The 25,660-nt window shown below is 72.9% G+C and carries 24 protein-coding genes; 20 read left to right on the forward strand and 4 right to left on the reverse strand.

Annotated elements, in window-relative coordinates; genetic code table 11:
* Nucleotides 1-7 precede the first annotated feature (7 nt).
* Nucleotides 8-580: an NUDIX domain-containing protein gene (locus tag ACGWYJ_RS32670; protein ID WP_395110301.1), complete on the reverse strand. Its 573-nt coding sequence runs from the start codon at nt 578-580 to the stop codon at nt 8-10.
* 542 nt (nt 581-1,122) lie between these two features.
* On the opposite strand from ACGWYJ_RS32670, the gene infC reads away from it, so the two are divergent.
* From infC to ACGWYJ_RS32715, 9 genes are all read left to right on the forward strand, one after another.
* Nucleotides 1,123-1,701, forward strand: a complete 579-nt coding sequence (gene infC, locus ACGWYJ_RS32675; protein WP_395110319.1) for a translation initiation factor IF-3 — start codon at nt 1,123-1,125, stop codon at nt 1,699-1,701.
* Between the two features lie 252 nt (nt 1,702-1,953).
* A complete protein-coding gene (gene rpmI, locus ACGWYJ_RS32680; protein ID WP_395110302.1) occupies nt 1,954-2,148 on the forward strand; it encodes a 50S ribosomal protein L35 in 195 nt (64 codons plus the stop codon).
* A 72-nt stretch (nt 2,149-2,220) separates the two neighbouring features.
* Entirely contained in the window at nt 2,221-2,598 is a 378-nt protein-coding gene (gene rplT, locus ACGWYJ_RS32685) for a 50S ribosomal protein L20 (protein ID WP_285698384.1), read from the forward strand.
* Between the two features lie 20 nt (nt 2,599-2,618).
* A complete protein-coding gene (locus ACGWYJ_RS32690) occupies nt 2,619-3,431 on the forward strand; it encodes a TrmH family RNA methyltransferase (RefSeq protein ID WP_395110303.1) in 813 nt (270 codons plus the stop codon).
* A 264-nt stretch (nt 3,432-3,695) separates the two neighbouring features.
* Nucleotides 3,696-4,190 carry an STAS domain-containing protein gene (locus tag ACGWYJ_RS32695; RefSeq protein WP_395110320.1) on the forward strand — a complete coding sequence of 165 codons (495 nt, stop codon included), beginning with the start codon at nt 3,696-3,698 and terminating at the stop codon, nt 4,188-4,190.
* A gap of 189 nt (nt 4,191-4,379) precedes the next feature.
* A complete protein-coding gene (locus tag ACGWYJ_RS32700; RefSeq protein ID WP_395110321.1) occupies nt 4,380-5,507 on the forward strand; it encodes an ATP-binding protein in 1,128 nt (375 codons plus the stop codon).
* Nucleotides 5,508-5,654: 147 nt separating this feature from the next.
* The gene (gene pheS / locus ACGWYJ_RS32705; protein WP_395110304.1) at nt 5,655-6,764 is read left to right on the forward strand and encodes a phenylalanine--tRNA ligase subunit alpha; all 1,110 of its coding nucleotides are present in this window, start codon (nt 5,655-5,657) and stop codon (nt 6,762-6,764) included.
* Nucleotides 6,764-9,247: a phenylalanine--tRNA ligase subunit beta gene (pheT, locus tag ACGWYJ_RS32710; protein ID WP_395110305.1), complete on the forward strand. Its 2,484-nt coding sequence runs from the start codon at nt 6,764-6,766 to the stop codon at nt 9,245-9,247. Before pheS ends, pheT begins: the two co-directional genes overlap by 1 nt.
* A 288-nt stretch (nt 9,248-9,535) precedes the next feature.
* Complete coding sequence (locus ACGWYJ_RS32715; protein ID WP_395110306.1) at nt 9,536-11,161, forward strand: ABC-F family ATP-binding cassette domain-containing protein; 1,626 nt, start codon at nt 9,536-9,538, stop codon at nt 11,159-11,161.
* Between the two features lie 17 nt (nt 11,162-11,178).
* Here ACGWYJ_RS32715 and ACGWYJ_RS32720 read toward each other — a convergent pair whose 3' ends face one another.
* From ACGWYJ_RS32720 to ACGWYJ_RS32730, 3 genes are read right to left on the reverse strand one after another with little or no spacing between them, the layout of a single operon-like run.
* Entirely contained in the window at nt 11,179-12,024 is an 846-nt protein-coding gene (locus tag ACGWYJ_RS32720) for an ABC transporter permease (RefSeq protein ID WP_395110307.1), read from the reverse strand.
* A complete protein-coding gene (locus ACGWYJ_RS32725; protein ID WP_395110308.1) occupies nt 12,021-13,019 on the reverse strand; it encodes an ABC transporter ATP-binding protein in 999 nt (332 codons plus the stop codon). Before ACGWYJ_RS32725 ends, ACGWYJ_RS32720 begins: the two co-directional genes overlap by 4 nt.
* An 11-nt stretch (nt 13,020-13,030) precedes the next feature.
* Entirely contained in the window at nt 13,031-13,618 is a 588-nt protein-coding gene (locus ACGWYJ_RS32730; protein WP_395110309.1) for a MarR family winged helix-turn-helix transcriptional regulator, read from the reverse strand.
* A gap of 135 nt (nt 13,619-13,753) precedes the next feature.
* Here ACGWYJ_RS32730 and argC point away from each other — a divergent pair, with 135 nt between their 5' ends.
* The 11 genes from argC to tyrS all read left to right on the forward strand — a co-directional run bounded on the left by argC (nt 13,754) and on the right by tyrS (nt 24,886).
* The gene (gene argC, locus ACGWYJ_RS32735) at nt 13,754-14,782 is read left to right on the forward strand and encodes an N-acetyl-gamma-glutamyl-phosphate reductase (protein WP_395110310.1); all 1,029 of its coding nucleotides are present in this window, start codon (nt 13,754-13,756) and stop codon (nt 14,780-14,782) included.
* The gene (gene argJ / locus ACGWYJ_RS32740) at nt 14,779-15,936 is read left to right on the forward strand and encodes a bifunctional glutamate N-acetyltransferase/amino-acid acetyltransferase ArgJ (protein WP_395110311.1); all 1,158 of its coding nucleotides are present in this window, start codon (nt 14,779-14,781) and stop codon (nt 15,934-15,936) included. The genes argC and argJ overlap by 4 nt, the downstream gene beginning before the upstream one ends.
* 8 nt (nt 15,937-15,944) lie before the next feature.
* A complete protein-coding gene (gene argB / locus ACGWYJ_RS32745; protein WP_395110312.1) occupies nt 15,945-16,877 on the forward strand; it encodes an acetylglutamate kinase in 933 nt (310 codons plus the stop codon).
* Complete coding sequence (locus tag ACGWYJ_RS32750; protein WP_395110313.1) at nt 16,874-18,097, forward strand: acetylornithine transaminase; 1,224 nt, start codon at nt 16,874-16,876, stop codon at nt 18,095-18,097. The genes argB and ACGWYJ_RS32750 overlap by 4 nt, the downstream gene beginning before the upstream one ends.
* Complete coding sequence (argF, locus tag ACGWYJ_RS32755) at nt 18,094-19,002, forward strand: ornithine carbamoyltransferase (protein WP_395110314.1); 909 nt, start codon at nt 18,094-18,096, stop codon at nt 19,000-19,002. The genes ACGWYJ_RS32750 and argF overlap by 4 nt, the downstream gene beginning before the upstream one ends.
* 43 nt (nt 19,003-19,045) lie before the next feature.
* A complete protein-coding gene (locus ACGWYJ_RS32760; protein WP_285698417.1) occupies nt 19,046-19,597 on the forward strand; it encodes an arginine repressor in 552 nt (183 codons plus the stop codon).
* A gap of 50 nt (nt 19,598-19,647) precedes the next feature.
* Entirely contained in the window at nt 19,648-20,850 is a 1,203-nt protein-coding gene (locus ACGWYJ_RS32765; RefSeq protein WP_285698419.1) for an argininosuccinate synthase, read from the forward strand.
* A gap of 181 nt (nt 20,851-21,031) precedes the next feature.
* The gene (gene argH, locus ACGWYJ_RS32770; RefSeq protein WP_395110315.1) at nt 21,032-22,465 is read left to right on the forward strand and encodes an argininosuccinate lyase; all 1,434 of its coding nucleotides are present in this window, start codon (nt 21,032-21,034) and stop codon (nt 22,463-22,465) included.
* Between the two features lie 15 nt (nt 22,466-22,480).
* Nucleotides 22,481-23,137: a DNA-3-methyladenine glycosylase gene (locus ACGWYJ_RS32775; protein ID WP_395110316.1), complete on the forward strand. Its 657-nt coding sequence runs from the start codon at nt 22,481-22,483 to the stop codon at nt 23,135-23,137.
* Nucleotides 23,134-23,520 (forward strand): hypothetical protein, encoded by a 387-nt coding sequence (locus ACGWYJ_RS32780; RefSeq protein ID WP_395110317.1) that lies wholly within the window; start codon nt 23,134-23,136, stop codon nt 23,518-23,520. Before ACGWYJ_RS32775 ends, ACGWYJ_RS32780 begins: the two co-directional genes overlap by 4 nt.
* Nucleotides 23,521-23,611: 91 nt before the next feature.
* Nucleotides 23,612-24,886, forward strand: a complete 1,275-nt coding sequence (tyrS, locus tag ACGWYJ_RS32785; protein WP_395110318.1) for a tyrosine--tRNA ligase — start codon at nt 23,612-23,614, stop codon at nt 24,884-24,886.
* The last annotated feature ends 774 nt before the right edge of the window (nt 24,887-25,660 follow it).

The following is a 25,660-nucleotide window of genomic DNA, read 5'->3' on the forward strand; positions in this document are numbered from 1 at the left end:
TGCCGCCTCAGCCGCGCGCGGGCAGGTCCGGGGCGTGCGCCTGTTCGGGGCGGACGGGGTCGAGGCGTGTCAGCACCGGGAGCATCCTCAGGAACGCCCGCATCACCGGCCGCAGCGAGGGGATCAGGTCATGGCCATCGATCTCCGGCAGCGGCACCCAGGCCGGCTCGGCCAGATGGTCCTCGTCGGTCTGGTTCGCCAGGCTGACCTCCACGGTCACCGGGCGGCACAGCCGGGCGGCCGCGACCACCCGTCTCACCTCCGCCCGGCCGTGCCAGGCGGGGCGCCCGGCGGGCATGAACCACTGCCACAGGTGGAACGGCGGGCCGGGGACGACCCTGAGGCCGACCTCCTCCCAGACCTCGCGCCTGATGTGGTCGTCGAGGTCGGCGTCGGCGACCACCTCCAGCCGCCCGCCCGGCACCTCCCAGCGGCCCGGGTGGTACGGGTCGGACGCGGCCTTGCGGACCATGAGCAGCCGGTCCCGGTGCACGATGAACGCCTTCTGCGCGAACTCCAGCCGTAGCCCGGAGTCCGCGGGCGTGGAGTGGGGCGGGGCCTCCGCCCTGGATAGGGGCATGGCGGGGAACCTTCGGTCGGGGCGGCCCCGGTGGGTCGGCGCCGGTCTCGGGACCACCGTAACCAGCGGCGGCCCACCAGGGAATGAACGGTGACACCGGGGTGTTGTGCTGGTTCGAGTACTCCAACCGGCTCTCTACGAAGAGCCCGGCACACGCCGGGTGTCCTGGAACGGCCGCGGACCGCGCCGAAGGCGCGCCCGTGGCGGGCTTTCGCGGCCACCGGCGGGTGATAAGCTGAACAATCGACCGGCCCTGCACGGGTGCCGGCGCACCGGTTTCCCGACCGGAGGCGCCGTCTCGCGCGGGGCGCTCAAGCGGAGGCCACCTCCCACCTGACCGGCGGATCCGAAGCCGGTGGGTCCCGGTTCGGCGTACGGGCGCAGCGTCGCCCGTGCCGCCGGCGCCCCGGCATCGGCTGATGCCGGGAGGCCGAAGGTGGCCCCGCATGCGAGTCGTGCGGGGCTTTTCGCATGGAGGGCCTGGGGTACGACCGGTCCACAAGACCTGACAAAAGACGTGAGAACGGCCCCAAGGAGGTCCCATCAGCGCCGAACCGCGTATCAACGACCGCATCCGCGTGCCCGAGGTCCGGCTCGTCGGTCCGAACGGCGAACAGGTGGGCATCGTGCCCATCGCCAAGGCCCTTGAAATCGCGCGTGAGTCGGACCTCGACCTGGTCGAGGTGGCGCCCACCGCGCGTCCGCCCGTCGCCAGGCTCATGGACTACGGCAAGTTCAAGTACGAGTCCGCGATGAAGGCGCGCGAGGCGCGGAAGAACCAGGCGCACACGGTCATCAAGGAGATCAAGCTTCGGCCGAAGATCGACCCGCACGACTACGAGACCAAGAAGGGTCACGTGGTGCGGTTCCTGAAGGCCGGGGACAAGGTCAAGGTGACGATCATGTTCCGCGGCCGTGAGCAGAGCCGCCCCGAGCTGGGGTACCGGCTGCTGCAGCGGCTGGCCGACGACGTCGAGGAGCTCGGTTTCGTCGAGTCCCGGCCCAAGCAGGACGGGCGGAATATGATCATGGTGATCGGACCGCACAAGAAGAAGGCGGAGGCCAAGGCCGAGCGCGCCGCGGCCCGCGCCAGGCAGGACTCCGGTCCCGCCTCCGTCTGAGGCCCGGGGCCCGTCAGGGCCCGGTGGGGCGGCCGCTCGCGACCGCCCCGATCTGATCCTGCGCTTGAGCGCGTGAACCACCCCGCGTGGTCGCGCAGGGTCGTGACGCACGTACATTGAGCCTGACCGGGCGCGTCCCGACGCGTCGGCCGGATCGCGTGGTCCGCGCGGATCCGGGGCGCCGGGCGCGCCCGATCAGGCACGCCTCCGTGCCCGCCGCGGAGGCCGACACAGAGGGAGACGACGGCGATCATGCCGAAGACCAAGACCCACAGCGGCGCCAAGAAGCGCTTCAGGCTGACCGGCACCGGCAAGGTGATCCGCCGCCGCGCCAACCGCAACCACCTGCTCGAGCACAAGCCGAGCAAGCGCACCCGCCGGCTCGACGCTCCCGCCGTGGTCACCCCGGCCGACGCCAAGAACATCAAGAAGCTGCTGCGCAAGTAGGCCGCCGGCCCACCCGAACCCGTACGACCGGCCGAGGCCCGGAGGGCCCGGCCCCCACGAAGGAGTCAACACGTGGCACGCGTGAAGCGGGCGGTCAACGCCGCCAAGAAGCGTCGGGTCGTCCTGGAGCGGTCGAGCGGCTACCGCGGCCAGCGGTCGCGCCTGTACCGCAAGGCCAAGGAGCAGCAGCTCCACTCGATGACCTACGCGTTCCGTGACCGCAAGGACCGCAAGGGCCAGTTCCGCCGGCTCTGGATCCAGCGCATCAACGCCGCGGCCCGCGCCAACGGGATGACCTACAACCGGTTCATCCAGGGCCTGAAGGCCGCCGAGGTGGAGGTCGACCGGCGGATGCTGGCCGAGCTCGCCGTCAACGACGCCCCGGCGTTCGCCGCGCTGGTGAAGGTGGCCAAGGCCGCGCTGCCCGCTCAGGGCAGCGAGGCCGCCTGACCGGCGCCGAGAGGCACGCCATGGCGGGCCGCGAGCTGACCTCCGTCCGTTCACCCCGGGTGAAGGCGGCTCGGCGGCTCGCCAAACGCGCGTTCCGCCGGCGCGAGCGCCGCTTCCTCGCCGAGGGACCGCAGGCGGTGCGCGAGGCCCTGGAGCTTCCCGGGGGGCTCGCCGAGCTGTTCACCACCGCCGAGGCCGAGACCCGGCACGCCGACCTGGTGCGGGCCGCCGAGGCCGCGGGCGCCCCCGTGCTGCGGGTCAGCGGCGAGATCATGGCCGAGCTCGCCCAGACCGTCACCCCCCAGGGGCTGCTGGCGGTCTGCGAGTTCGTGGACGTCCCCCTGGCGGCCGCGCTGGGGACGTCCCCCCGCCTGGTGACCGTGCTCGCCCATGTCCGCGACCCGGGGAACGCGGGCACCGTCCTGCGCACCGCGGACGCGGCCGGGTCCGAGGCGGTGGTGTTCACCGACGCCTCCGTCGACCCCTACAACGGCAAGTGCGTCCGCGCGTCGGCGGGCAGCCTGTTCCACCTGCCCGTCGTGGTCGGCCCGCGCTTCGAGGAGCTGATCGCCGACCTGCGGGCGGCCGGGCTGACGGTCCTGGCCGCCGACGGGGCGGGCAAGCTCACCCTCGACGACGCCATCGACGACGGGCTGCTGGCCCGTCCCACCGCGTGGGTCTTCGGCAACGAGGCGTGGGGCCTGCCCGAGGAGATCCTCAGGCACGTCGACGACGTGGTCCGCGTCCCCATCCACGGCCGTGCCGAGAGCCTCAACCTGGCCACCGCCGCGGCGGTGTGCCTGTACGCCTCCGCCCGCGCCCAGCGCGCCTGAACCCCCGCCCCAAGGCCGCATGCCCGGTTCACTTTTCGGCGGCCGGAAGCGGCCGATCGCACACCCCGCCATCCGTCTCTGACCTGCACCGGGAGAAGGGACGGCCGGCGCGCGGGGCGGACCGGGCACCCGAACCCGGCCGGTCGGCTCGTTCCTAAGGAGGAGCGTGATACCGGTCCGGCGGCGGATTCAGGGGGGTCCGCCCGGGGCCTACGGTGTTGATGAGGACGGCGATGAGGCCGTGCGACTTTGGGGGCGAACGTGATGATCGACGATGGCAGAACGGGACGGCGGCACGATCGCCGGGGGCCCGCTCTGCGCTGCCGGGCCGGCCGTGCCCGGCCCGCCCATGATCACATCCCGGCCGCCGACCGGCCCGGCGGCGCCGGACCGCTGCTGACCGCCGAGGTCGTGGAGACCCGCGGCCGCGCCGCGACGGTCGCCGTCGCCGGGGAGATCGACCTGCAGACCGCCGACCTGCTGCGCGACCGGCTGCTCGACCTGGCCGACGCCGGCTACCGCACGCTGGTGGTCGACTTCGGCGCGGTCGTGTTCTGCGACGCCGCCGGGCTCGGCGCGCTGGTCGCCGCCCACAACCGCGTCGCCTCGGCCGGCGGCGAGATCCGCCTGGCCGCCGTGCGCCCGGCCCAGCGCAAGCTGCTGCGCGTCACCGGCCTGCACCGCGTCTTCCCTCTGGACGACGGTCCCGGCGCCGCGCTGGGCGGCCCGTCCGTCCAGGCCGCCTTCCCCCGCGGCTGACGCGCCGGGGGCGGAGATCCGGCCCGGCCGGGTGAGCGGGGCCCGTGCGCAGGCAGGGCGGGTGACAGAGCGGGATTCTGCACGCGAGGGCCACAAAAGCCTTGCCACACGGAGTTTCGCGGGTCCCGTAAGGCGCCCGTCTCCGGATAGAGTCTCTTCTCGACAGGCCGCGTCCGATCCTGTTCCCGCATCCTGGAGGCCGTTGTGGGCGGAGAATCCCCCCGCGCGCCTCGCCGCGTGCCCCCGGCGGGGGCCGCGTCCCGTTCCGTACAAGAGGACATGAGCGACGATCTGCCCGACGGGCTGGTGGTGGCGGACGGTGACGCCCGCGTCATCGCCTTCAACGCCGCCGCCGCACGGATGACCAAGATCCCCGCGGAGTCGGCCATCGGCCGTGACTTCCGCGACGTGCTGCCCCTCCACGACGCCGAGGGCCGCGACTGGTGGAAGTGCCTGGCGCCCTACGAAGGGCTGTCCACCCGCACCCGGCATCCCGAGCGGTCGCTGTTCCTGCCCGGCGGCTGCGAGCTGCTGGTGACCGCGGCCTACCGCCGCGACGAGAACGGGAAGGTCAGCCGGTTCACCGTGTGCCTGCGCGACGCCGCGCACCGCGCCCGGCAGGAACGTGACAGGGCCGATCTGGTCTCCACCGTGGCCCACGAGCTGCGTTCCCCGCTGACCAGCGTGAAGGGGTTCACCGCGACGCTGCTGGCCAAGTGGCACCGCTTCAACGACGACCAGAAGCGGGTGATGCTGGAGACGGTCAACGCCGACGCCGACCGGGTCACCCGGCTGATCACCGAGCTGCTGGACGTGTCCAGGATCGAGTCGGGGCGGCTGGAGATGCGCCGCCAGGTGGTGGACCTGCCCGAGCAGGTCCGCAAGGTGATCGCCGGACGGGTCGCGGCGGGCGACCCCGAGGACCGGTTCCGGTTCGAGGAGCGCGGGGAGCTGCCCGAGATGTGGCTCGACCCCGACAAGATCGACCAGATCCTCGGCAACCTCCTGGAGAACGCGGTGCGGCACGGCGCCGGCACCGTCACCGTTATGGTGGAACCCGACGCGCACAAGGAGGGGGCCGCGGTGTCGGTACGCGACGAGGGCGAGGGCATACCGCCCGAAGCGGCCCAGCGCGTCTTCCGGCAGTTCTGGCGCGGGCCCGGCGGCAACCGCCGCGGCGGCACCGGCCTCGGCCTCTACATCGTGAAGGGCCTGGTGGAGGCGCACGGCGGTGCCATCTCCGTCCGGCGCGCCCCCGGCGGTGGCGCCGAGTTCCGATTTACCGTGCCCGCCGGAGCCCCGGACTACCCCTCCTAGGAGCTCCGCGCGGGCCGTACGCCCGGCACCACCTCCCGTCCACGCCTTCCGGGCGTGGCCCGGCGGGCCGGGCCGAGCCTCCCGGATCCTTCCCGCCCGCCCACTAGACTGCGGGCGTTCCACGCCGACCGGAGTTCTCACACCACCATGTCTGCACCCAACAAGTCCTACGACCCTGTCGAGGTGTCCGCGTTGCAACCCGAAGCGATCGACGCGGCACGCGACGAGGCCATCGCGGCCATCGCCGCGGCGGCCGATCTCGACGAGCTGAAGAAGGTCCGGCTGGCCCATGCCGGCGACCGGTCCCCGCTGGCCCTGGCCAACCGCGAGATCGGCGCGCTGCCGCCCGCGGCCCGCGCCGACGCCGGCCGGAGGATCGGCGCCGCCCGCGCCGCCGTCGGCCAGGCGCTGAAGGCGCGCCAGGCCGAGCTGGAGGAGGAACGCGACCAGCGCGTGCTCGCCGAGGAGACCGTCGACGTCACGCTGCCGTGGGACCGCGCGCCGCGCGGCGCCCGGCATCCGCTGACCACGCTCCAGGAACGGATGGCCGACGTCTTCGTCTCCATGGGGTTCGAGGTCGCCGAGGGTCCCGAGGTCGAGGCCGGCTGGTTCAACTTCGACGCCCTCAACTTCAAGCCGGACCATCCGGCGCGCACCATGCAGGACACCTTCTTCGTGGAGTCCGAGGACACCGACCTGGTGCTGCGCACCCACACCTCGCCGGTGCAGGTCCGCGCGATGCTGTCGCGTCCCCTCCCGGTGTACGTGGTCGTGCCGGGGCGCACGTACCGCACCGACGAGCTGGACGCCACGCACAGCCCGGTCTTCCACCAGCTGGAGGGCCTGGCGGTGGACGAGGGCCTCACCATGGCCGACCTGCGCGGCGCCATCGACGCCTTCGTCCACGGCATGTTCGGCGAGGGCCTGGGCACGCGGTTCCGGCCGTCGTACTTCCCGTTCACCGAGCCGTCGGCCGAGGTGGACATGCAGTGCTTCGTGTGCCGCGGGGGGTCGGTCGAGCCGGGCGCGGAGCCGTGCCGCACCTGTAGCTCCGAGGGCTGGATCGAGCTGGGCGGCTGCGGCATGGTCAACCCGCGCGTGCTGGTGGCCTGCGGCATCGACCCCGACCGCTACAGCGGCTGGGCGTTCGGGCTGGGCGTGGAGCGCTCGCTGATGTTCCGGCACGGCGTCGAGGACATGCACGACATGGTGGAGGGCGACGTGCGGTTCACCCTCCCGTTCGGGATGGAGATCTGATGCGGGTCCCGCTTTCGTGGCTCCGGGAGCACGTGGCGCTCCCGGCCGAGGTGACGGGCCGGGAACTGGCCGCGCGGCTGATCGCGGCCGGGCTTGAGGTGGAGACGGTCGAGCGGGCCGGCGCCGATGTGACCGGCCCGCTGGTGGTCGGCCGGGTGCTGGCCATCGAGGAGCTGACCGGGTTCAAGAAGCCGATCCGCTACGTCCAGGTGGACGTGGGGGACGCCAACGGCACCGGCGAGCCGCAGAACATCATCTGCGGCGCCACCAACTTCGCGGTGGGCGACCGGGTCGTGGTGATCCTGCCCGGCGGCGTGCTGCCCGGCGGGTTCCGGATCGACGCCCGCACGACCTACGGCAAGGTCTCCGAGGGCATGATCTGCTCGGTGCGCGAGCTGGGCATCGGCGACGACCACACCGGCATCCTCGTCCTGCCGCCCGGTGACGAGGAGCCCGGCGCGGACGCGATGGAGCTGCTGGGCCTGCGCGACGACATCCTCGACATCGCGGTCACCCCCGACCGCGGATACGCGCTGTCGATCCGCGGCATCGCCCGCGAGGCCGCCATCGCCTACGGCGTCCCGTTCACCGATCCCGCCGCGATCGAGCTTCCGCCCGAGGACCGGCAGGGCGGGGCGTACCCGGCGAGCATCGAGGACCCGACCGCGTGCGACCGGTTCGTGCTGCGCGAGGTGCGCGGCTTCGACCCGTCCGCCCAGTCCCCGATGTGGATGCGGGTGCGGCTGTACCGCGCGGGGATGCGCCCGGTGTCGCTGGCCGTCGACGTCACCAACTACGTGATGCTGGAGCTGGGCCAGCCGCTGCACGCCTTCGACCGCGCCAAGCTCACCGGCGAGATCGTGGTGCGGCGCGCGCGGCCGGGCGAGCGGCTGGAGACCCTCGACCACGTCAAGCGCGAGCTGCACCCCGAGGACGTCCTCATCACCGACCGGTCCGGCCCGATCTCCATGGCCGGGACGATGGGCGGCCTGGCCACCGAGATCGACGAGCGGTCCCGGGACATGGTCATCGAGGCCGCGCACTTCGACGACATCGCCACCGCCCGGATGGGACGGCGCCACAAGCTGCACAGCGAGGCGTCCTACCGGTTCGAGCGCGGCGTCGACCGCGAGCTGCCGCTGTACGCGTCGCTGCGCGCGGTGCGGCTGCTGGCCGAGCTGGGCGGCGCGGAGATCGTCCCGGGTGTCACGCACGCGCAGGCGCCGGTCGAGCGGGTCACGGTCACGATGGCGGCCGGGCACCCCGACCGCGTCGCGGGCGTCGGCTACGGCCGCGAGACGGTGGTGCGCCGCCTCCAGCAGATCGGCTGCTCCGTCGAGGGGGACGGCACGCTGACGGTGACGCCGCCGTCGTGGCGTCCCGACCTGCGCGACCCCAACGACCTGGCCGAGGAGGTCATCCGGCTGGAGGGCTACGAGGAGATCCCGGCACGGGCGCCGCGCCCGGTCGCCGGGCGCGGCCTCACCGCGCGCCAGCGGCTGCGCCGCCGGGTCGGCCGCGCGCTGGCCGGCGCCGGGTACGTGGAGGTGCTGAGCTTCCCGTTCACCGCCGAGAAGGACGCCGACGCCCTCCAGCTCCCGGTCGGCGACGCGCGCCGCCGCGCGCTGCGGCTGGCCAACCCGCTGTCGGAGGACGAGCCGCTGCTGCGCACCACGCTGCTGCCCGGCCTGCTGAAGGCGCTGGCCCGCAACGTGGGCCGGGGCTTCGGCGACGTGGGCCTGTACGAGATGGGCCTGGTGTTCCGGCCCCGTCCCGGCGCCCCGTCGCGCGCGCCGCGGCTCGCCGTCGACCGGGGCCCGACGCCCGAGGAGATCGCCACGGTCGAGGCCGCGCTGCCCGACCAGCCCGAGCGGGTCGCGGCCGTGCTGGCCGGGGAGCGGGAGCCGTCCGGCTGGTGGGGGAAGGGCCGCCCGGCGTCCTGGGCCGACGCCGTGCAGGCCGCCCGCACGGTGGCCGCCGAGGCCGGGGTGGAGCTGACGGTCAAGGCCGATCGGCACGCGCCCTGGCACCCGGGCCGCTGCGCCGCGCTCTACCGCGGGGAGACCCTGGTCGGTCACGCCGGTGAGCTGCACCCCCGTGTCATCCAGGCGTACGGGCTTCCCGCGCGCACCTGCGCCATGGAGCTCGAACTGGGCCTGCTCGGCGAGCCGGGCGTGGTGAGGGCGCCGCGCGTGTCGTCCTACCCGGTCGCCACGCAGGACGTGGCGCTGGTCGTGGACGACGCCGTGCCCGCCGCCGAGGTGGAGGCCGCGCTGCGCGCCGGCGCGGGCGAGCTGCTGGAGTCGATCCGGCTGTTCGACGTCTACACCGGCGAGCAGGTGGGGGAGGGCCGCAAGTCGCTGGCCTACAGCCTGCGCTTCCGCGCCCCCGACCGGACCCTGACCACCGAGGAGGCCAACGCGTCCCGCGACGCCGCGGTCGCCTCCGCGGCCGAGCGCACGGGGGCCGTGCTGCGCGGCTGACCGGGCCACCGGAATACCGGGAAGCGGCTCCGCGTTGTGACGTGGAGCCGCTTCCGCGTTCGTGCCGTCAAGGCCGGCTCGTGTAGGCTGGCTTGGTCTTGTCGTCGCCCGGTAGGGGAGTCCGTTGAAGAACTGAGGTCGCAGACACCGCGTGGTGGCCGTCGCCACACGCGTTCGTGACCTCGGTGTGGACCCTCGTCCCGGGCTTTTTTCGTGCCCGCGCGCTGCGCGTTCGCGGTGTCTCCCACGTGTCAGTGATCCATGTCGACGCGTTCCCGGAGGTCCGCGATGTCTTCCCCCTTTTCCATCGTCTGTTCCGCGGTGTCGTTCGCGTGGCCGGACGGCACGGTCGTCCTGGACGGCCTGGACGCCGCCTTCGGCCAGGGCCGCACCGGCCTGATCGGCCTCAACGGGTCCGGCAAGTCGACCCTGCTCCGGCTGGTCGCGGGCGAGCTGCGCCCGGCGTCCGGGACGGTCGGCGTCTCCGGCGAGGTGGGGTACCTGCCGCAGGACCTTCCGCTGGGCACCGCCCGCACGGTGTCGGACCTGCTCGGCGTCAGCGGCGTGCGGCGGGCGCTGCACGCGATCGAGCGGGGCGAGGCGACCGAGGAGAACTTCACCGCGGTCGGCGACGACTGGGACGTGGAGGAACGCGCCCGAGCCGAGCTGGACCGCCTCGGCCTCGCGCACGTCGGCCTGGACCGCACCGTCGCCACGCTGTCCGGCGGCGAGACGGTCATGGTGGGGCTGGCGGCCCGGTTCCTGGCGAGGCCCGATGTGCTGCTGCTGGACGAGCCCACCAACAACCTCGACCTGGACGCGCGGCACCGGCTGTACGAGGCGGTGGAGTCCTGGCCGGGCGTGCTGGTGGTGGTCAGCCACGACCGGGAGCTGCTGGAGCGGGTGGACGAGATCGCCGACCTGCGGGACGGTTCCGTCCGCGTCTTCGGCGGCCCCCTGTCCGCGTACGAGGAGCTGCTGGAGGTGGAGCGGGAGGCCGCCGAGCGCGCCGTCCGCGCGGCCGAGGGCGAGGTGCGCAGGCAGCGCAGGGATCTGGACGAGGCGCAGGTCAAGCTGGCCCGCCGCGCCCGGTACGGCACAAAGATGTACGAGAGCAAGCGCGAGCCGAAGATCGTCATGGGGGCGCGGAAGAGGGCGGCGCAGGTGTCGGCCGGCAAGCACCGCATCCTGCACGAGGAACGGCTGGCGGAGGCCAGGGAGCGGCTGGCGGAGGCGGAGGACGCCGTGCGCGAGGACGCCGGGATCCGCATCGACCTGCCCGCGACCCGTGTCCCGGCGGGCCGGACCGTCCTGACCCTCACCGGGCTGGACGCGCCCGAGCCGCCCGCCCTGGCCGAGCTGGTCGTCCGCGGGCCCGAGCGGATCGCCCTGACCGGGCCCAACGGCGCGGGCAAGACGACCCTGCTGCGCGCGATTCTCGGGCAGGACGAGGGACGCACCGGGCTGACGGCGAGAACCACGGTCGAGGGCGTCCGCTACCTGCCGCAGCGGCTCGACGTCCTGGACGGCACGCTGAGCGTGGCCGGCAACGTGCGGGCCGCCGCGCCGTCCGCCCCGGTCAACCGGATCCGGGCGGGGCTGGCGCGGTTCGGGTTCCGCGGCGACCGGGCGGAGCGTGCCGCCGGGACGCTGTCGGGCGGGGAGCGGTTCCGGGCGGTGCTGGCCTCGCTGCTGCTGGCCGAGCCCGCGCCGCACCTGCTGCTCCTGGACGAGCCGACCAACAATCTCGACCTGAACAGCGTCCGCCGCCTCGCCGAGGCCCTGGACGCCTATCAGGGGGCGTTGATCGTGGTCAGCCACGACGTCCCGTTCCTGCGCGAGATCGGGATCACCCGCTGGCTGCGCATGGACCGGGACGCCGGGCTGTCCGAGATCGAGCCCATGGAGGGCTGAGGTAAGGCCGGCGCAGGTCAGGTGAGCACGCGCTTGGTGAAGGTGCGGGTGGCGATCCACATCAGCACGGCGGTGCCGCCCAGGACCGCGAGCATGAACGCCCAGGTGGCCATGTGCCCCACATCGGGGGTGAGCGCCGCCCGCAACCCTTCGCTCACGTACACCAGCGGGTTGATCAGGCTGGCGATCTGCAGCCACCGCACGTCGTGCAGCGCCGCCCAGGGGTAGTAGACGCAGCCCAGCATGGTGACCGGCAGCAGGATCACGGCGAACAGGATCTGCGCCTTCTGCGGGTCGATCACCGTGCCCATGAGCATCCCGCCGGAGGCGGCCAGCAGCGAGCCCGCCACCAGCATCACGATCAGCACCGCCCAGTTCCCCACGTGGACCTCGGGGGCCTGGCCCTCGGCGTGGATGAGCAGCACGGCGGGGAACACCAGCAGCCCGCCCAGCAGGCCCTGCAGGGCGGCCGCGGTGATCTTCTGGATCGCCAGCAGCGGGATCGGCAGCGGTGCCAGCGCCCGGTCGGTGATGGAGCGCTGCCAGGTCAGCTCCATCATCAGCGGCATGATCGCGGCCATCATCGCCTGCATGACCATCGAGGAGGCCACCAGGCCGGGGACCAGGATGGTGGCGAAGCTCGCGTCGCCCGCGGCGCCGCCCATCGCCCCGGCCGCGCCGATCTTGGGCAGCACGTAGGAGAACACGAAGACGAACATGATCGGCTGCATCAGCACCCGCAGGAAGGTGCCGGCGAAGTTCTTGCGCAGCACCCGCGCGTCGCGCGCCATCATCGCCAGGAACGTGCGCGTCAGGCCGGTGCGCATCGCCGGTGGCGCGAGCAGCGCCTGGTCGGTGGTCACTCTCGGTACTCCCGTCCGGTGAGGGTGAGGAAGGCGCTCTCCAGGCTGGGCCGCAGCTGCGCGGCGTCGGTGACGCCGACGCCCGCGGCGGTCCCGGCGGCGACCAGCTCGCCGAGCACGCCCTCGGATTCGCGGGCGAACACCCGCACCTGCGACCCGGTGATCTCCACCTTGCCGATGGCCTCGCGGTCGCGCAGGGCGGTCACGCCCTCGGGCGCCGGGCCGTCATAGGTCACGGTGATCACGGTGTCGGCGCCCGCGGACGCCTTGAGACCCTCCACCGTGTCCTTGGCCAGCACCTTGCCGTGGTCGATGACCGCGACCCGGTCGCACAGGGCCTCGGCCTCCTCCATGTAGTGCGTGGTGAGGACGGTGGTCTGCCCGTCGGCCTGGAGCTTGCGCAGCACCTCCCAGAGGTTGACCCGGGTCTGGGGGTCCAGGCCCGCGGTCGGCTCGTCCAGGAACAGCACCTGGGGACGGTGCACCAGGGCCCGGCAGATCATCAGCCGCTTGGCCTGGCCCCCCGACAGCTCCATCGGCTTGCCCCTGCGCCGGTCGGTCAGGTTGAACATCTCCAGCAGCTCGTCGGCGCGGCGGCGGGCGTCCTTGCGGCCCATCCCGAAGAAGCGGCCGCGGAACTCCAGGTTCTCGAACGCGTCGAGGTCGGTGTCGAGGGTGTTGTTCTGCGACACCATGCCGATCCGCCGCTTGACGTCGACGGGGCGCTTGGTGACGTCCAGGCCGCACACCTCGGCGCGCCCGGCGGTGGGCACCACCAGGGTCGTGAGCATGCCGATCGTGGTGGACTTGCCGGCGCCGTTGGGGCCGAGCAGGCCGAAGAACTCGCCCTGCGCCACGTCCAGGTCGACGCCTTGGACGGCCTTCACCTCGCCGCGCGCGCTGGAGAAGGTCTTGTGCAGACCCACCGCGCGCACGGCCATGGGCGGGCCGCCGTCCGGCCCGGTGTCCACCGAGACCTCAGGGGGTGCGGACACGTTGTCTCCTCTCACGATGTCGTCATCGGGTCGCCCCGCCCTTCGGGGGTGTCGCGGGGACCCGGGGACGTGGGAGCGGACGTGGAGTCTCCGGGGCGCGTGGTCGCTTCGCCGGGGGGCCTGCCGCTCTGGGCCGAGCCGAAGCGCTCGATCAGCCGGATCAGGAAGCGGCGGACGGCGGGCTCGTCCTCCTCGTCGACGACCTCGTACATGTCCCAGAGGTCGTCGGCCATCGTCTCCCCGGTGACCTTCACCAGGGCGAGCCCGGACTCGGTGATCCGCACCACCACCGCCCGCCGGTCGCGCCGGTCGCGCTGCCGTTCCACATGGCCGTTGCGTTCCAGGGTGTCCACCACCGAGGTGACCGTGGCGGGGGAGATCATCAGCCGTTTGGCGAGGTCACCGGCGCGCAGGCAGTCGTCGCCGGCCAGCGCGCGCAGCAGGAAGAACCCCGCGGGGCTGATCCCGTGCCGCTCGATCCGCCGCCACATGACCGGCCCGGAGAGCCGGGCCGCGGCGAGGAACAGGCGGCCGATGGGCCAGTCCTCCATCGGGCCGAGGGCCGTCAGGTCCCCGAAGCCGAACTCCCGGTCGTCCATGGCCGACATCCTGAGCCCTCGAATATTTCGCTGTCAAATGATTAGTCGGCGAAGCGCTTCGGGACGGCACCCGCGTTGAATACTCTTTCAAGGTCATGCATAATCTTGCTTACTGACCTGGGGAGGGCGGGACACATGGGCATCAAGGTGGCGGTCGCCGGCGCCAGCGGATACGCCGGGGGCGAGGTGCTGCGCCTCCTCGCCGGCCACCCCGAGTTCGAGATCGGCACCCTCACGGCGGGCTCCAACGCCGGCGCCGAACTCGGAACGCTCCAGCCGCAGCTTCGCCCCCTGACGGGGCGTGTCCTTGAGGAGACCACCCCGGAGACCCTGGCCGGGCACGACGCGGTCTTCCTCGCGCTGCCGCACGGGCAGTCCGGGCCGCTGGCCGAGCGGCTGGGCGAGGACGTCCTGGTCGTCGACTGCGGCGCCGACTTCCGGCTCGCCGACCCCGCCGACTGGACCGCCTTCTACGGCACCCCGCACGCCGGCACCTGGCCGTACGGGCTGCCCGAGCTCCCCGGCCAGCGGGAGGCCCTGATGGGCACCAAGCGCGTCGCGGTGCCCGGCTGCTACCCGACGGCCGTGACGCTGGCGATGTTCCCCGCGTTCGCCGCCGGGCTGGTCGAGCCCGACGTGGTCGTCGTCGCCGCGTCCGGCACGTCCGGAGCGGGCCGCGCCCTCAAGCCGCACCTGCTGGGCAGCGAGGTCATGGGCTCGATGTCCGCGTACGGGGTCGGCGGCGTCCACCGGCACACCCCGGAGATGGTCCAGAACCTCAGCCGGGTCGCCGGCAAGCAGGTCACCGTCTCGTTCACCCCCACACTGGCGCCCATGAGCCGGGGCATCCTGGCCACCTGCACGGCCAAGGTCCTGCCCGGCGTCACCCTGCAGACCCTCCGGGACGCCTACGGGCTGGCCTACGACGGCGAGCCGTTCGTCTCGCTGCTGCCCGAGGGCCGGTGGCCCGCCACGTCCATGACGCTCGGCGCGAACACCGCGCTGGTCCAGGTCGCCCACGACGCGCGGGCCGGGCGCGCCGTCGTGGTCGTCGCCATCGACAACCTCACCAAGGGCACCGCGGGCGGCGCCGTCCAGAGCGCCAACCTCGCCCTCGGCCTCCCCGAGCAACTCGGTCTCACCACGATCGGAGTGTCCCCATGAGCGTCACGGCCCCACAGGGCTTCCGCGCCGCCGGCGTCGTCGCAGGACTGAAGGGCGGCGGTGCCCGCGACCTGGCACTGGTCGTCAACGACGGGCCGTCCCGCGCCGCCGCCGGCGTCTTCACCCGCAACCGCGTGAAGGCCGCGCCGGTGCTGTGGTCCGAGCAGGTGCTCAAGGGCGGCAGGCTGCGCGCCGTGGTGCTCAACTCCGGCGGCGCCAACGCCTGCACCGGCTCGGAGGGCTTCCAGGACACCCACGCCACCGCCGAGAAGGCCGCCGCCGTGCTGGACGACTCGGCCGGGGAGATCGCGGTCTGCTCCACCGGGCTGATCGGCGAGCGGCTGCCCCTGGACGCGCTGCTGGCCGGGGTCGAGACCGCGGGCGCCGAGCTGTCGCGCGGCGACGGCGGGCTGGCCGCCGCCGACGCGATCCGCACCACCGACACCGTCGCCAAGATCGCCTTCCGGCAGGGCGAGGGCGGCTACCGGATCGGCGCGATGGCCAAGGGCGCGGGCATGCTGGCCCCGTCCCTGGCCACCATGCTCTGCGTGATCACCACCGACGCGGACCTGGACGCCGCCGCGCTCGACCGCGCCCTGCGCGCCGCCACCCGCGTCACCTTCGACCGGCTGGACTCCGACGGCTGCCTGTCCACCAACGACACCGTCCTGCTGATGGCCTCCGGCGCGTCCGGCGTCACCCCGGACGAGGCCGCGTTCACCGCGCTGCTCACCGAGGTCGCCGCCGACCTCACCCGCCAGCTCCTGGTGGACGCCGAGGGCGCGGCCAAGGCCATCACCATCGAGGTCGTCGGCGCCGACAGCGAGGACGACGCGGTCGAGGCGGGCCGCGCCATCGCCCGCAACAACCTGCTCAAGTGCGCCATCCACGGCGAGGACCCCAACTGGGGCCGGGTGCTGGCCGCGGTCGGCACCACCGGCGCGGTCTTCGAGCCCGACCAGCTCAACGTCGCCATCAACGGCGTCTGGGTCTGCCGCGACGGCTCGATCGGCGACGACCGCGACAAGGTCGACCTCCGTCCCCGCGACGTCACCATCACCGTCGACCTGTCCGCCGGCCCGCACAGCGCCACGGTCTGGACGACCGACCTGACGGCCGACTACGTCCACGAGAACTCGGCGTACTCGACATGACGGGCGCCATGACCGGCTCTGAGCGGAGGAAGCGCGCCCTGGAGAAGGCCGCCACGCTGATCGAGGCGCTGCCGTGGCTGGAGCGGTTCCACGGCAGGACCGTCGTGATCAAGTACGGCGGGCACGCGATGACGGACGAGGCGCTGCGCTCCTCGTTCGCCGAGGACATCGTGTTCCTGCGGTACGCGGGACTGCGGCCGGTGATCGTGCACGGCGGCGGCCCGCAGATCAACGCGGCGCTGGACCGCGCCGGGATCGAGTCCAGCTTCACCGCCGGGCTGCGGGTGACCACGCCCGAGGCGATGGAGGTCGTCCGGATGGTGCTGGTCGGCCAGGTCGGACGGGACGTGGTCGGCCTGGTCAACCGGCACGGCCCGTTCGCGGTCGGGATGTCGGGCGAGGACGCCAACCTGTTCACCGCCGAGCGCAAGCGGGCGATGGTGGACGGCGAGCCGGTCGACATCGGCCAGGTCGGCGAGATCGTCGAGGTGCAGGTCGGCGCGGTGAAGGCGCTGCTGGACGACGGCCGGATCCCGGTGGTCTCCAGCGTGGCGCGCGGCGACGACGGCGAGGTCTACAACGTCAACGCCGACACCGCCGCCGCGGCCCTGGCGGTCGCGCTGGACGCGGAGAAGCTGGTCGTCCTCACCGACGTGGAGGGCCTGTACGCGGACTGGCCCCACTCCGACGACGTGATCGACAGCCTGACCACCGACGAGCTGGCCGAGCTGCTGCCGGGCCTGTCCTCGGGCATGGTCCCGAAGATGGAGGCGTGCCTGCGCGCGGTGCGCGGCGGCGTGCCGCAGGCGCACGTGCTGGACGGCCGCGTGCCGCACGCGCTGCTGCTGGAGATCTTCACCGATGAGGGCGTCGGGACGATGGTGCTGCCCGCCGCCCTCGGTGGCGCCACCCCCGCCGACGCCGAGGAGACCACCCCATGACCAGTGGTAACGACGACCTGAGAAAGCGGTTCGAGGCCGCGTTCATGCCCAACTACGGCGTGCCGCCGCTGCCGCTGGTGCGCGGCGAGGGCTGCCGCGTCTGGGACGCCGACGGCAACGCCTACCTCGACCTGATCGCCGGCATCGCGGTCAGCAGCCTGGGGCACGGCCACCCGGCGCTGGTCCGGGCGGTGTCGTCGCAGGTCGCGGGCATCGCGCACACCTCGAACCTGTTCCTGAACGAGCCCGAGGTGCTGCTGGCGGAGCGCCTGCTGGACCTGCTGGACGCCGAGGCCAGGGTGTTCCTGGCCAACAGCGGCACCGAGGCCAACGAGGCCGCGCTCAAGCTCGCGATCAAGTACGGCAAGGCCACCGGCCGCTCGTACCTCGTCGCGGCCGAGAACGGCTTCCACGGCCGGAGCCTGGGCGCGCTGTCGCTGACCGGCAAGGCGTCCATCCGCGAGCCGTTCGGCCCCTTCGCTCGGGACGTGCGGTTCGTCCCGTACGGGGACGCGGACGCGCTCAAGGCCGCGGTGACCGAGGACTGCGCGGCGGTGTTCCTGGAGCCCACGCAGGGCGAGGCCGGGGTCGTCCCGCTGCCCGAGGGGTACTTCGCGGCGGCCCGGCAGGTGTGCGACGCCACCGGCGCGCTGCTGGTGGCCGATGAGATCCAGTCGGCGATCGGGCGGACCGGAGCCTGGTTCGCCTTCCAGCACGAGCTGGGCACCGCCACCCCCGACATCCTGACGCTGGCCAAGGGGCTGGGCGGCGGGCTGCCGATCGGCGCGTGCGTCGCGTTCGGCCCGCACGGCACGATCTTCGCCAAGGGCGATCACGGCAGCACCTTCGGCGGCAACCCGGTCGCCGCCGCGGCGGCCCTGGCCGTGCTGGACACCATCGCCGGGGAGGGCCTGCTCGACCACGCCGCCGAGGTGGGGGAACGGCTGGCCGCGGGGATCACCGCCATCGACCACCCGCTGCTGGACGGCGTCCGGGGACGCGGCCTGTGGCGGGCGCTGGTGCTGACGGGCGACCGGGCGGCGACGGTCGAGGCCGCCGCCCGCGACGCCGGGTTCCTGGTGAACGCCGTCCAGCCGGACGCGGTACGGCTCGCGCCTCCCCTCGTCCTCACCCACGAGCAGGCGCGGGCGTTCGTGGACGCCCTCCCCGCCATCCTGGACACGGCGGCCGAGGACGCCGGCCGGAAGGAGACTTCATGACCAGGCACTTCCTCCGGGACGACGATCTGGCGCCCGCCGAGCAGGCCGAGGTGCTGGACCTGGCCGCCGCCCTCAAACGGGACCGGTTCGCCAAGCGTCCCCTCGACGGCCCCAAGACCGTGGCGGTGCTGTTCGACAAGCCGTCCACCCGCACCCGGGTGTCCTTCGCCGTCGCCATCGCCGAGCTGGGCGGGCACGCCCTCGTCCTGGACGCCGGCACCAGCCAGCTCGGGCGCGGCGAGACCATCGCCGACACCGCCCGCGTGCTGGAACGGCAGGCCGCCGCGATCGTGTGGCGCACGGCCGGGCAGTCGCGGATCGAGGAGATGGCCGACGGCACCACCGTCCCGGTGATCAACGCGCTCACCGACGAGTTCCACCCCTGCCAGGTGCTGGCCGACCTGCAGACGGTACGGGAGGCCAAGGGCGACCTCGCCGGCGTCACCTTCGCCTACTTCGGCGACGGCGCCAACAACATGGCCCACTCCTACCTGCTGGGCTGCGCCACCGCCGGGATGCACGTCCGGATCGGCGCCCCCGAGGAGCTGCCGCCCGACCCCGCCGTCGTCGCCCGCGCCGAGGAGATCGCCGCGTCCACCGGCGGCTCGGTCACCGTCACCTCCGATCCCAAGCGGGCCGCGGCCGGCGCCGACGTCCTGGCCACCGACACGTGGGTGTCGATGGGCCAGGAGGGCAAGGACACCGCCCTGTACGAGCCGTACCGCGTCGACGAGGCGCTGCTGGCCCAGGCCGACTCCGAGGCGGTCGTCCTGCACTGCCTGCCCGCCTACCGCGGCAAGGAGATCTCCGCCGCCGTGCTGGACGGCCCGCGCAGCCTGGTCTGGGACGAGGCCGAGAACCGCCTGCACGCCCAGAAGGCCCTCCTCACATGGCTGCTGTCATGACCGGGCACGGCGAAGGACCCCACCGTGGCGGAGGGGTCGTCCCATGAGCATCCCGATGACCAAGGCGGCGCGGCTGGCCAAGGTCGTGGACATCCTGACGCGTCACCCCGTCCACTCCCAGGCCGAGCTGGCCAAGCTGCTGGCCGACGAGGGCGTCGAGGTGACCCAGGCCACGCTCTCGCGTGACCTGGTGGAGATCGGGGCGGTCCGGCTCCGCGCCGACGACGGCAGCCTGATCTACGCCGTCCCGGGGGAGGGCGGCGAGCGGATCCGGCGGGCCCGCACCGGCGGGGACACCGAGTCGTTCACCGGGCGGCTCGGCCGGCTGGCCGCCGAGCTGCTGGTCTCGGCGGAGGCGTCGGCGAACCTGGTCATGGTCCGCACCCCGCCGGGCGCCGCGCAGTACCTGGCCTCGGCCATCGACCACGCCGAGTGGCCCTCGGTGCTGGGCACGGTCGCGGGCGACGACTCGATCCTGGTGATCGCCCGCAGCCCGGACGGCGGGGAGGAGCTGGCGCAGGCCCTGCTCAGGCTGGCCGCCGGCCGCGAACGACGAAGCCAGGGGCCTGGCGGCGGTACCGCACAGGCCCCGTGACCAGCCGTCCATCCGACATCCCGCATTCTTTCCAGAGGAGACCGAACAGCATGAGCGAGCGTGTCGTACTCGCCTATTCGGGGGGCCTGGACACCTCCGTCGCCATCCCGTTCCTGGCCGAGCAGACCGGTGGCGAGGTCATCGCCGTGGCCGTCGACGTCGGCCAGGGCGGCGAGGACCTGGACACCATCCGCAAGCGGGCCCTGGCCTGCGGCGCCGTCGAGGCCGTCGTGGTGGACGCCAAGGAGGAGTTCGCCGCCGACTTCTGCGTCCCGGCACTGCGCGCCAACGCCCTCTACATGGACCGCTACCCGCTGGTGTCCGCGCTGTCCCGGCCGCTGATCGTCAAGCATCTGGTGGCCGCCGCCAAGGAGTTCGGCGGCACCGCGGTCTCCCACGGCTGCACCGGCAAGGGCAACGACCAGGTCCGGTTCGAGGCCGGCCTGTCCGCCCTGCACCCCGAGCTCAAGGTGATCGCCCCCGCGCGGGACTTCGCCTGGACGCGGGACAAGGCCATCGCCTTCGCCGAGGAGAAGGGCCTGCCGATCGACGTGTCGGCCAAGTCGCCGTACTCCATCGACCAGAACCTGTGGGGCCGCGCCATCGAGACCGGCTTCCTGGAGGACGTCTGGAACGGCCCCATCGAGGACGTCTACGACTACACCTCCGACCCGGCCGCGCCCCGCGAGCCCGACGAGGTGATCATCACCTTCGAGGCCGGGGTCCCGGTCGCGCTGGACGGCCGCCGCCTCACCCCGTACCAGATCGTCGCCGAGCTCAACCGGCGCGCCGGGGCGCAGGGCGTCGGCCGCATCGACATGGTCGAGGACCGGCTGGTCGGCATCAAGAGCCGCGAGGTGTACGAGGCGCCCGCCGCGATCGCGCTGATCACCGCGCACATGGAGCTGGAGAACGTCACCGTCGAGCGCGACCTGGCCCGCTTCAAGCGGTCGGTGGACCAGCGCTGGGGCGAGCTGGTGTACGACGGCCTGTGGTTCTCGCCGCTCAAGGAGTCCCTGGACGCCTTCATCGCCGACGCCCAGAAGCACGTCTCGGGCGACATCCGGATGACCCTGCACGGCGGCCGCGCCGTGGTGACGGGACGGCGCTCCGGCTCGTCCCTCTACAGCTACGACCTGGCCACCTACGACACCGGCGACACCTTCGACCAGAGCCTGGCCAAGGGCTTCGTCGAGCTGTGGAGCCTGCCCAGCAAGATCGCCGCCATGCGGGACCGCGAGCAGGCGCTCTGACCGCGGCCGCGTGCGCCCGGGCGGCCCGGACGCGGGGTCCCCGCCGTCCGTTGCCGGTGCGCACGCCGGTGGCAGTACCGTAAGGGGCACATCGCGCGCGGCCTTCCGGCCGGCCCATGCCGGAAGGCCCGCGGTGGCATGCCCGGACGACCCCCGACGGTGGGAAAGAAGAGGAATCCACGTGACCAAGGCACCGACGCGACTGTGGGGCGGCCGGTTCGAGGGCGGCCCGTCGGACGCGCTCGCGCGGCTCTCGGTGAGCGTCCAGTTCGACTGGCGGCTCGCCCCCTACGACCTGATGGGCTCGCGCGCCCACGCCCGCGTGCTCCACCGGGCGGGGCTGCTCACCGCCGACGAGCTGGAGCGCATGCTCGGTGCCCTGGACGACCTGGAGGAGGCGTGCCGGTCCGGCGCGTTCCGTCCCACCGCCGCCGACGAGGACGTGCACACCGCCCTGGAACGCGGCCTGCTGGAACGGCTCGGCGCCCTGGGCGGCAAGCTGCGCGCCGGCCGCAGCCGCAACGACCAGGTCGCCACCGACCTGCGGCTCTACCTGCGCGACCACGTCCGGCAGATCGTGTCGCGGCTGGTCGAGCTGGAGACCGCGCTGATCACCCAGGCCGAGCACAACCTCGGCGTCGCCGCCCCCGGCATGACCCATCTGCAGCACGCCCAGCCCGTGCTCTTCTCCCACCAGCTCCTCGCCCACGTCCAGCCGCTCACCCGCGACATCGACCGGCTGCGCGACTGGGACCGGCGCGCCGCGGTGTCCCCGCTGGGCTCGGGCGCGCTGGCCGGCTCGTCCCTGCCGCTCGACCCGCAGGCCACCGCCGCCGAGCTGGGCTTCGACTCGGCCGCGCCGAACTCCATGGACGCCGTCGCCGACCGCGACTTCGTCGCCGAGTTCCTCTTCGCCGCCGCGCTGACCGGCGTCCACCTGTCCCGGCTCGGCGAGGAGATCTGCCTCTGGGCGTCCCAGGAGTTCCGGTGGATCGAGATGGACGACACCTACGCCACCGGGTCGTCGATCATGCCGCAGAAGAAGAACCCGGACGTCGCCGAGCTGGCCCGCGGCAAGGCCGGGCGGCTCATCGGCCACCTGGTCGGGCTGCTGACCACGCTGAAGGGACTGCCGCTCACCTACAACCGCGACCTCCAGGAGGACAAGGAGGGCGCGTTCGACGCCGTCGAGACGCTGCTGCTCGTCCTGCCCGCCATGTCCGGGCTGGTCGCCACCATGCGGGTGAACACCGAGCGCCTTGAGGCGTCCGCGCCCGACGGCTTCGCGCTCGCCACCGACCTCGCCGAGCTGCTGGTCCGGCGCGGCGTGGCGTTCCGGGACGCGCACGAGGTCGTCGGTCACCTCGTCGTCTGGTGCCAGGTCAACGACAAGGACTTCGACGACCTCACCGACGACGAACTGCTCAACGTGTCGCCGCACCTGACCCCGGACGTGCGCGAGGTCCTCAACGTGCAGGGCGCGCTGGCGTCCCGCAAGGCGCACGGAGGCACCGCTCCCGACCGCGTCCGCGAGCAGATCGCCGAGCTGCGCGGCCTCGTGGACGGGCACGCCGCCTGGGCCGCGGGCTCCGAGAACAACGGCACCGGCCTCTGAGCGGGGGATGAGGGGATGACGGCGGATCCACCCGAACCGCTGCCGCGGGACTTCTTCGACCGTCCCGTCGAGGAGGTGGCCCCGGACCTGCTCGGACGGGTGTTCGTCCACGAGGGCGTCGCGGTGCGCCTCACCGAGGTCGAGGCGTACGCGGGTCCCCTCGACCCGGCCTCGCACGCCTACCGGGGACTCACCCCTCGCACCGCCGTGATGTTCGGACCCCCTGGGCACGCCTACGTGTACTTCACCTACGGCATGCACTACTGCGTCAACCTCGTCTGCGGGCCGGACGGCACGGCCTCCGCCGTCCTGCTGCGCGCGGGCGAGATCGTCGCGGGGAAGGAGACCGCCCGTGCACGGCGGCCCCGCTCCACCGACCGCGACCTGGCGCGCGGCCCCGCACGGCTGTGCATGGCGCTGGGCATCGCCCGGGAGCAGAACGGCCTGGACGTGTGCTCGCCCACCGGTCCCCTGCGCATCACACCGGGAGAGCCCGCCGACCCGTCCCTCATCCGGACCGGGCCCCGGACGGGCGTGAACGGGGGCAAGGACACCCCCTGGCGGTTCTGGATCGACGGAGACCCGACCGTCTCCCCGTACCGTCCCCACGTCCCCCGCAAGCGCAGACCCGCGGCGTCCGGCGGCTCACGCGGGGACGGAGACCGATCATGACCAGGCGCCGCGTTCTGGCGATCGCGGTGACCCTCCGGGTGCTCGTCGTGGCCGTGGCCGCGCTGCTGGACCGGGCGCTGTCCCGGTTCGAGCAACTCGACCGGCATCGGCAGCCCGCCACGATCACCTACGCCGACGGCGGCACCCACGACACCGGGATCGTCCGGGAACGCAGCCTGCTCCTCGGCAGCGTGAAGCGGTACAGCCTGTACACCGGCAGGTCTCCCGACTTCACCTACGGGCATGTCGTGCGCCTGTCCTGGAGCGGCGGCGACCGGCCCGTCCTGCGGGAGGCCATCCGGGAACGGGACGGCGTCCGCGCCCGGTTCACCTCCGGACACGAGATCTTCGTGCCGTCCCGGTACTTCATGTTCGGCCGGTGACTACCGTTACCGTGAACGGCGAGCCATCGGGCACCCTGGTTGTGAAGGCATCACCAGTGGCACCTGAGCCGAAGGAGAGACGAGGGAGAACGTGACCGACATCCTTGAGGATCTCGCGTGGCGCGACCTGATCGCGCAGTCCACCGACCTGGACGAACTGCGGGCACGGCTCGCCGCGGGACCGGTCACGCTCTATTGCGGCTTCGACCCCACGGCGCCCTCGCTGCACCTCGGCAACCTCATCCAGATCCTCGTCCTGCGCCGCTTCCAGCAGGCCGGGCACCGCCCGATCGGGCTGGTCGGCGGCGCCACCGGGCTGATCGGCGACCCCAGCGGCAAGAGCGCCGAGCGGACGCTGAACTCCGAGGAGACCGTCGCCGGCTGGGTCGAGCGGATCCGCGTCCAGGTGTCCCGCTACCTGGACTTCGGTGACGCCCCCAACGCGGCCACCATGGTCAGCAACCTCGAATGGACCGGCTCCCTGTCGGCCATCGCGTTCCTGCGCGACATCGGCAAGCACTTCCCGGTGAACCGCATGCTGGCCCGGGAGACCGTCCGGAGCCGCCTTGAGACCGGGATGAGCTACACCGAGTTCAGCTACGTCCTCCTCCAGGCCATGGACTTCCTCGAGCTGTACCGGCGGTACGGCTGCGTCCTGCAGACCGGCGGCAGCGACCAGTGGGGCAACCTGACCGCGGGGGTGGACCTGATCAGGCGCGTCGAGGGCGGGTCCGCGCACGCCCTCACCACCCCGCTGCTCACCAAGGCCGACGGCACCAAGTTCGGCAAGACCGCCGGCGGCGAGACGTACTGGCTCGACCCCGAGCTGACCACGCCGTACGCCTTTTACCAGTTCTGGCTCAACGCCGACGACCGCGACGTGGAACGCTACCTCAAGGTCTTCTCCTTCAGGCCGCGGGAGGAGATCGAGGACCTGGTCAAGCAGGGCATGGACCGTCCCGCCGCCCGCATCCCGCAGCGCGCCCTGGCCGAGGAGGTCACCACCCTCGTCCACGGCGCCGACGAGACCGCCCGCGTGATCGCCGCGTCCCGCGCCCTGTTCGGCCAGGGCGCCCTGGCCGAGCTGGACGAACGGACCCTGGCTGCGGCCCTGTCCGAGGTGCCCCGAGCCGAGGTCCCCCCGGGCGACCTGCCGCCGGTGGCCGACCTGCTCGCCGCGTCCGGCCTGTGCAAGAGCAAGTCCGAGGCCAGGCGCACCATCAGCCAGGGCGGCGCGTACGTGAACAACGTCAAGGTCGAGTCGGAGGACGCCGTCCCGACGGCCGAAGACCTCCTCCACGGCCGGTTCCTCGTCCTGCGCCGAGGCAAGCGCAACGTGGGCGGCATCGAGGTGACGCGTCCCTGACAACGTGGGGACGCCGTCCCCGGCGCGGCACCGGCCGCCGAGGAGGAAGACGACACGCCCCGGGCCGGGATCGGTGTAGCCGATCCCGGCCCGAGGCATCGGGGCACCCCGATCGGCCTGCCATCCATGCCCGCGCGCTCAGCCAGGGGGTAGCTGCGGTGCCCGGTCGCGATCACGCGTTCGTCAACCGGGGCCGTCCTCCATGGCGGCGTACTGCGACGGCCGTCGGGGCGTCGGCCGCACGACAACGACTCGATGTCACGAGAAGCATCCAGAGGCTGGTGGTACACGAGCGGCTGAGAACGGACGGAGAGCTTGGTGACTACGGCGCCTGTGAGCCGGCCCACCGATGCCGTCCGGCCTGAAGCGGGGAGCCGAGGTACGCCTTGACCTGCGCGGCGTCGCGATGCCCAGGGCTTGGCGTGACGTGGGAGCCGGGTCGACTTCGACCGGGTTCCGGCGCGTTCGCCGGGGCCGTCCAGGAAAAAGATCGCCGGAATCTGGTAACAGTGCGGTCACAAGGCCCGTGCCCGAGTCTGTTTCAGCGCCCGAAAACGGCCCTTCACCTGCGAGTTCATGGGGTGCGGACGCGGATTTGACGCTGTGACGGGGTCGACCTAATCTCTTACCTGCCCCAAGGGGAGCGGGACGCCGAGAGGCGGCCGACCCGGGGGATCCCTCCTGAGTCGATGGCACGGAGACGATCCGTGCGGTTGATGCTGCGAGGGCTGCCGAATCGGACGAACTTTGACAAATCGGACGATTCGGATACCA

The sequence above is a fragment of the Actinomadura sp. SCN-SB genome (genome assembly GCF_043906805.1).
In the GTDB taxonomy this organism is placed as follows: Bacteria; Actinomycetota; Actinomycetes; order Streptosporangiales; family Streptosporangiaceae; genus Spirillospora.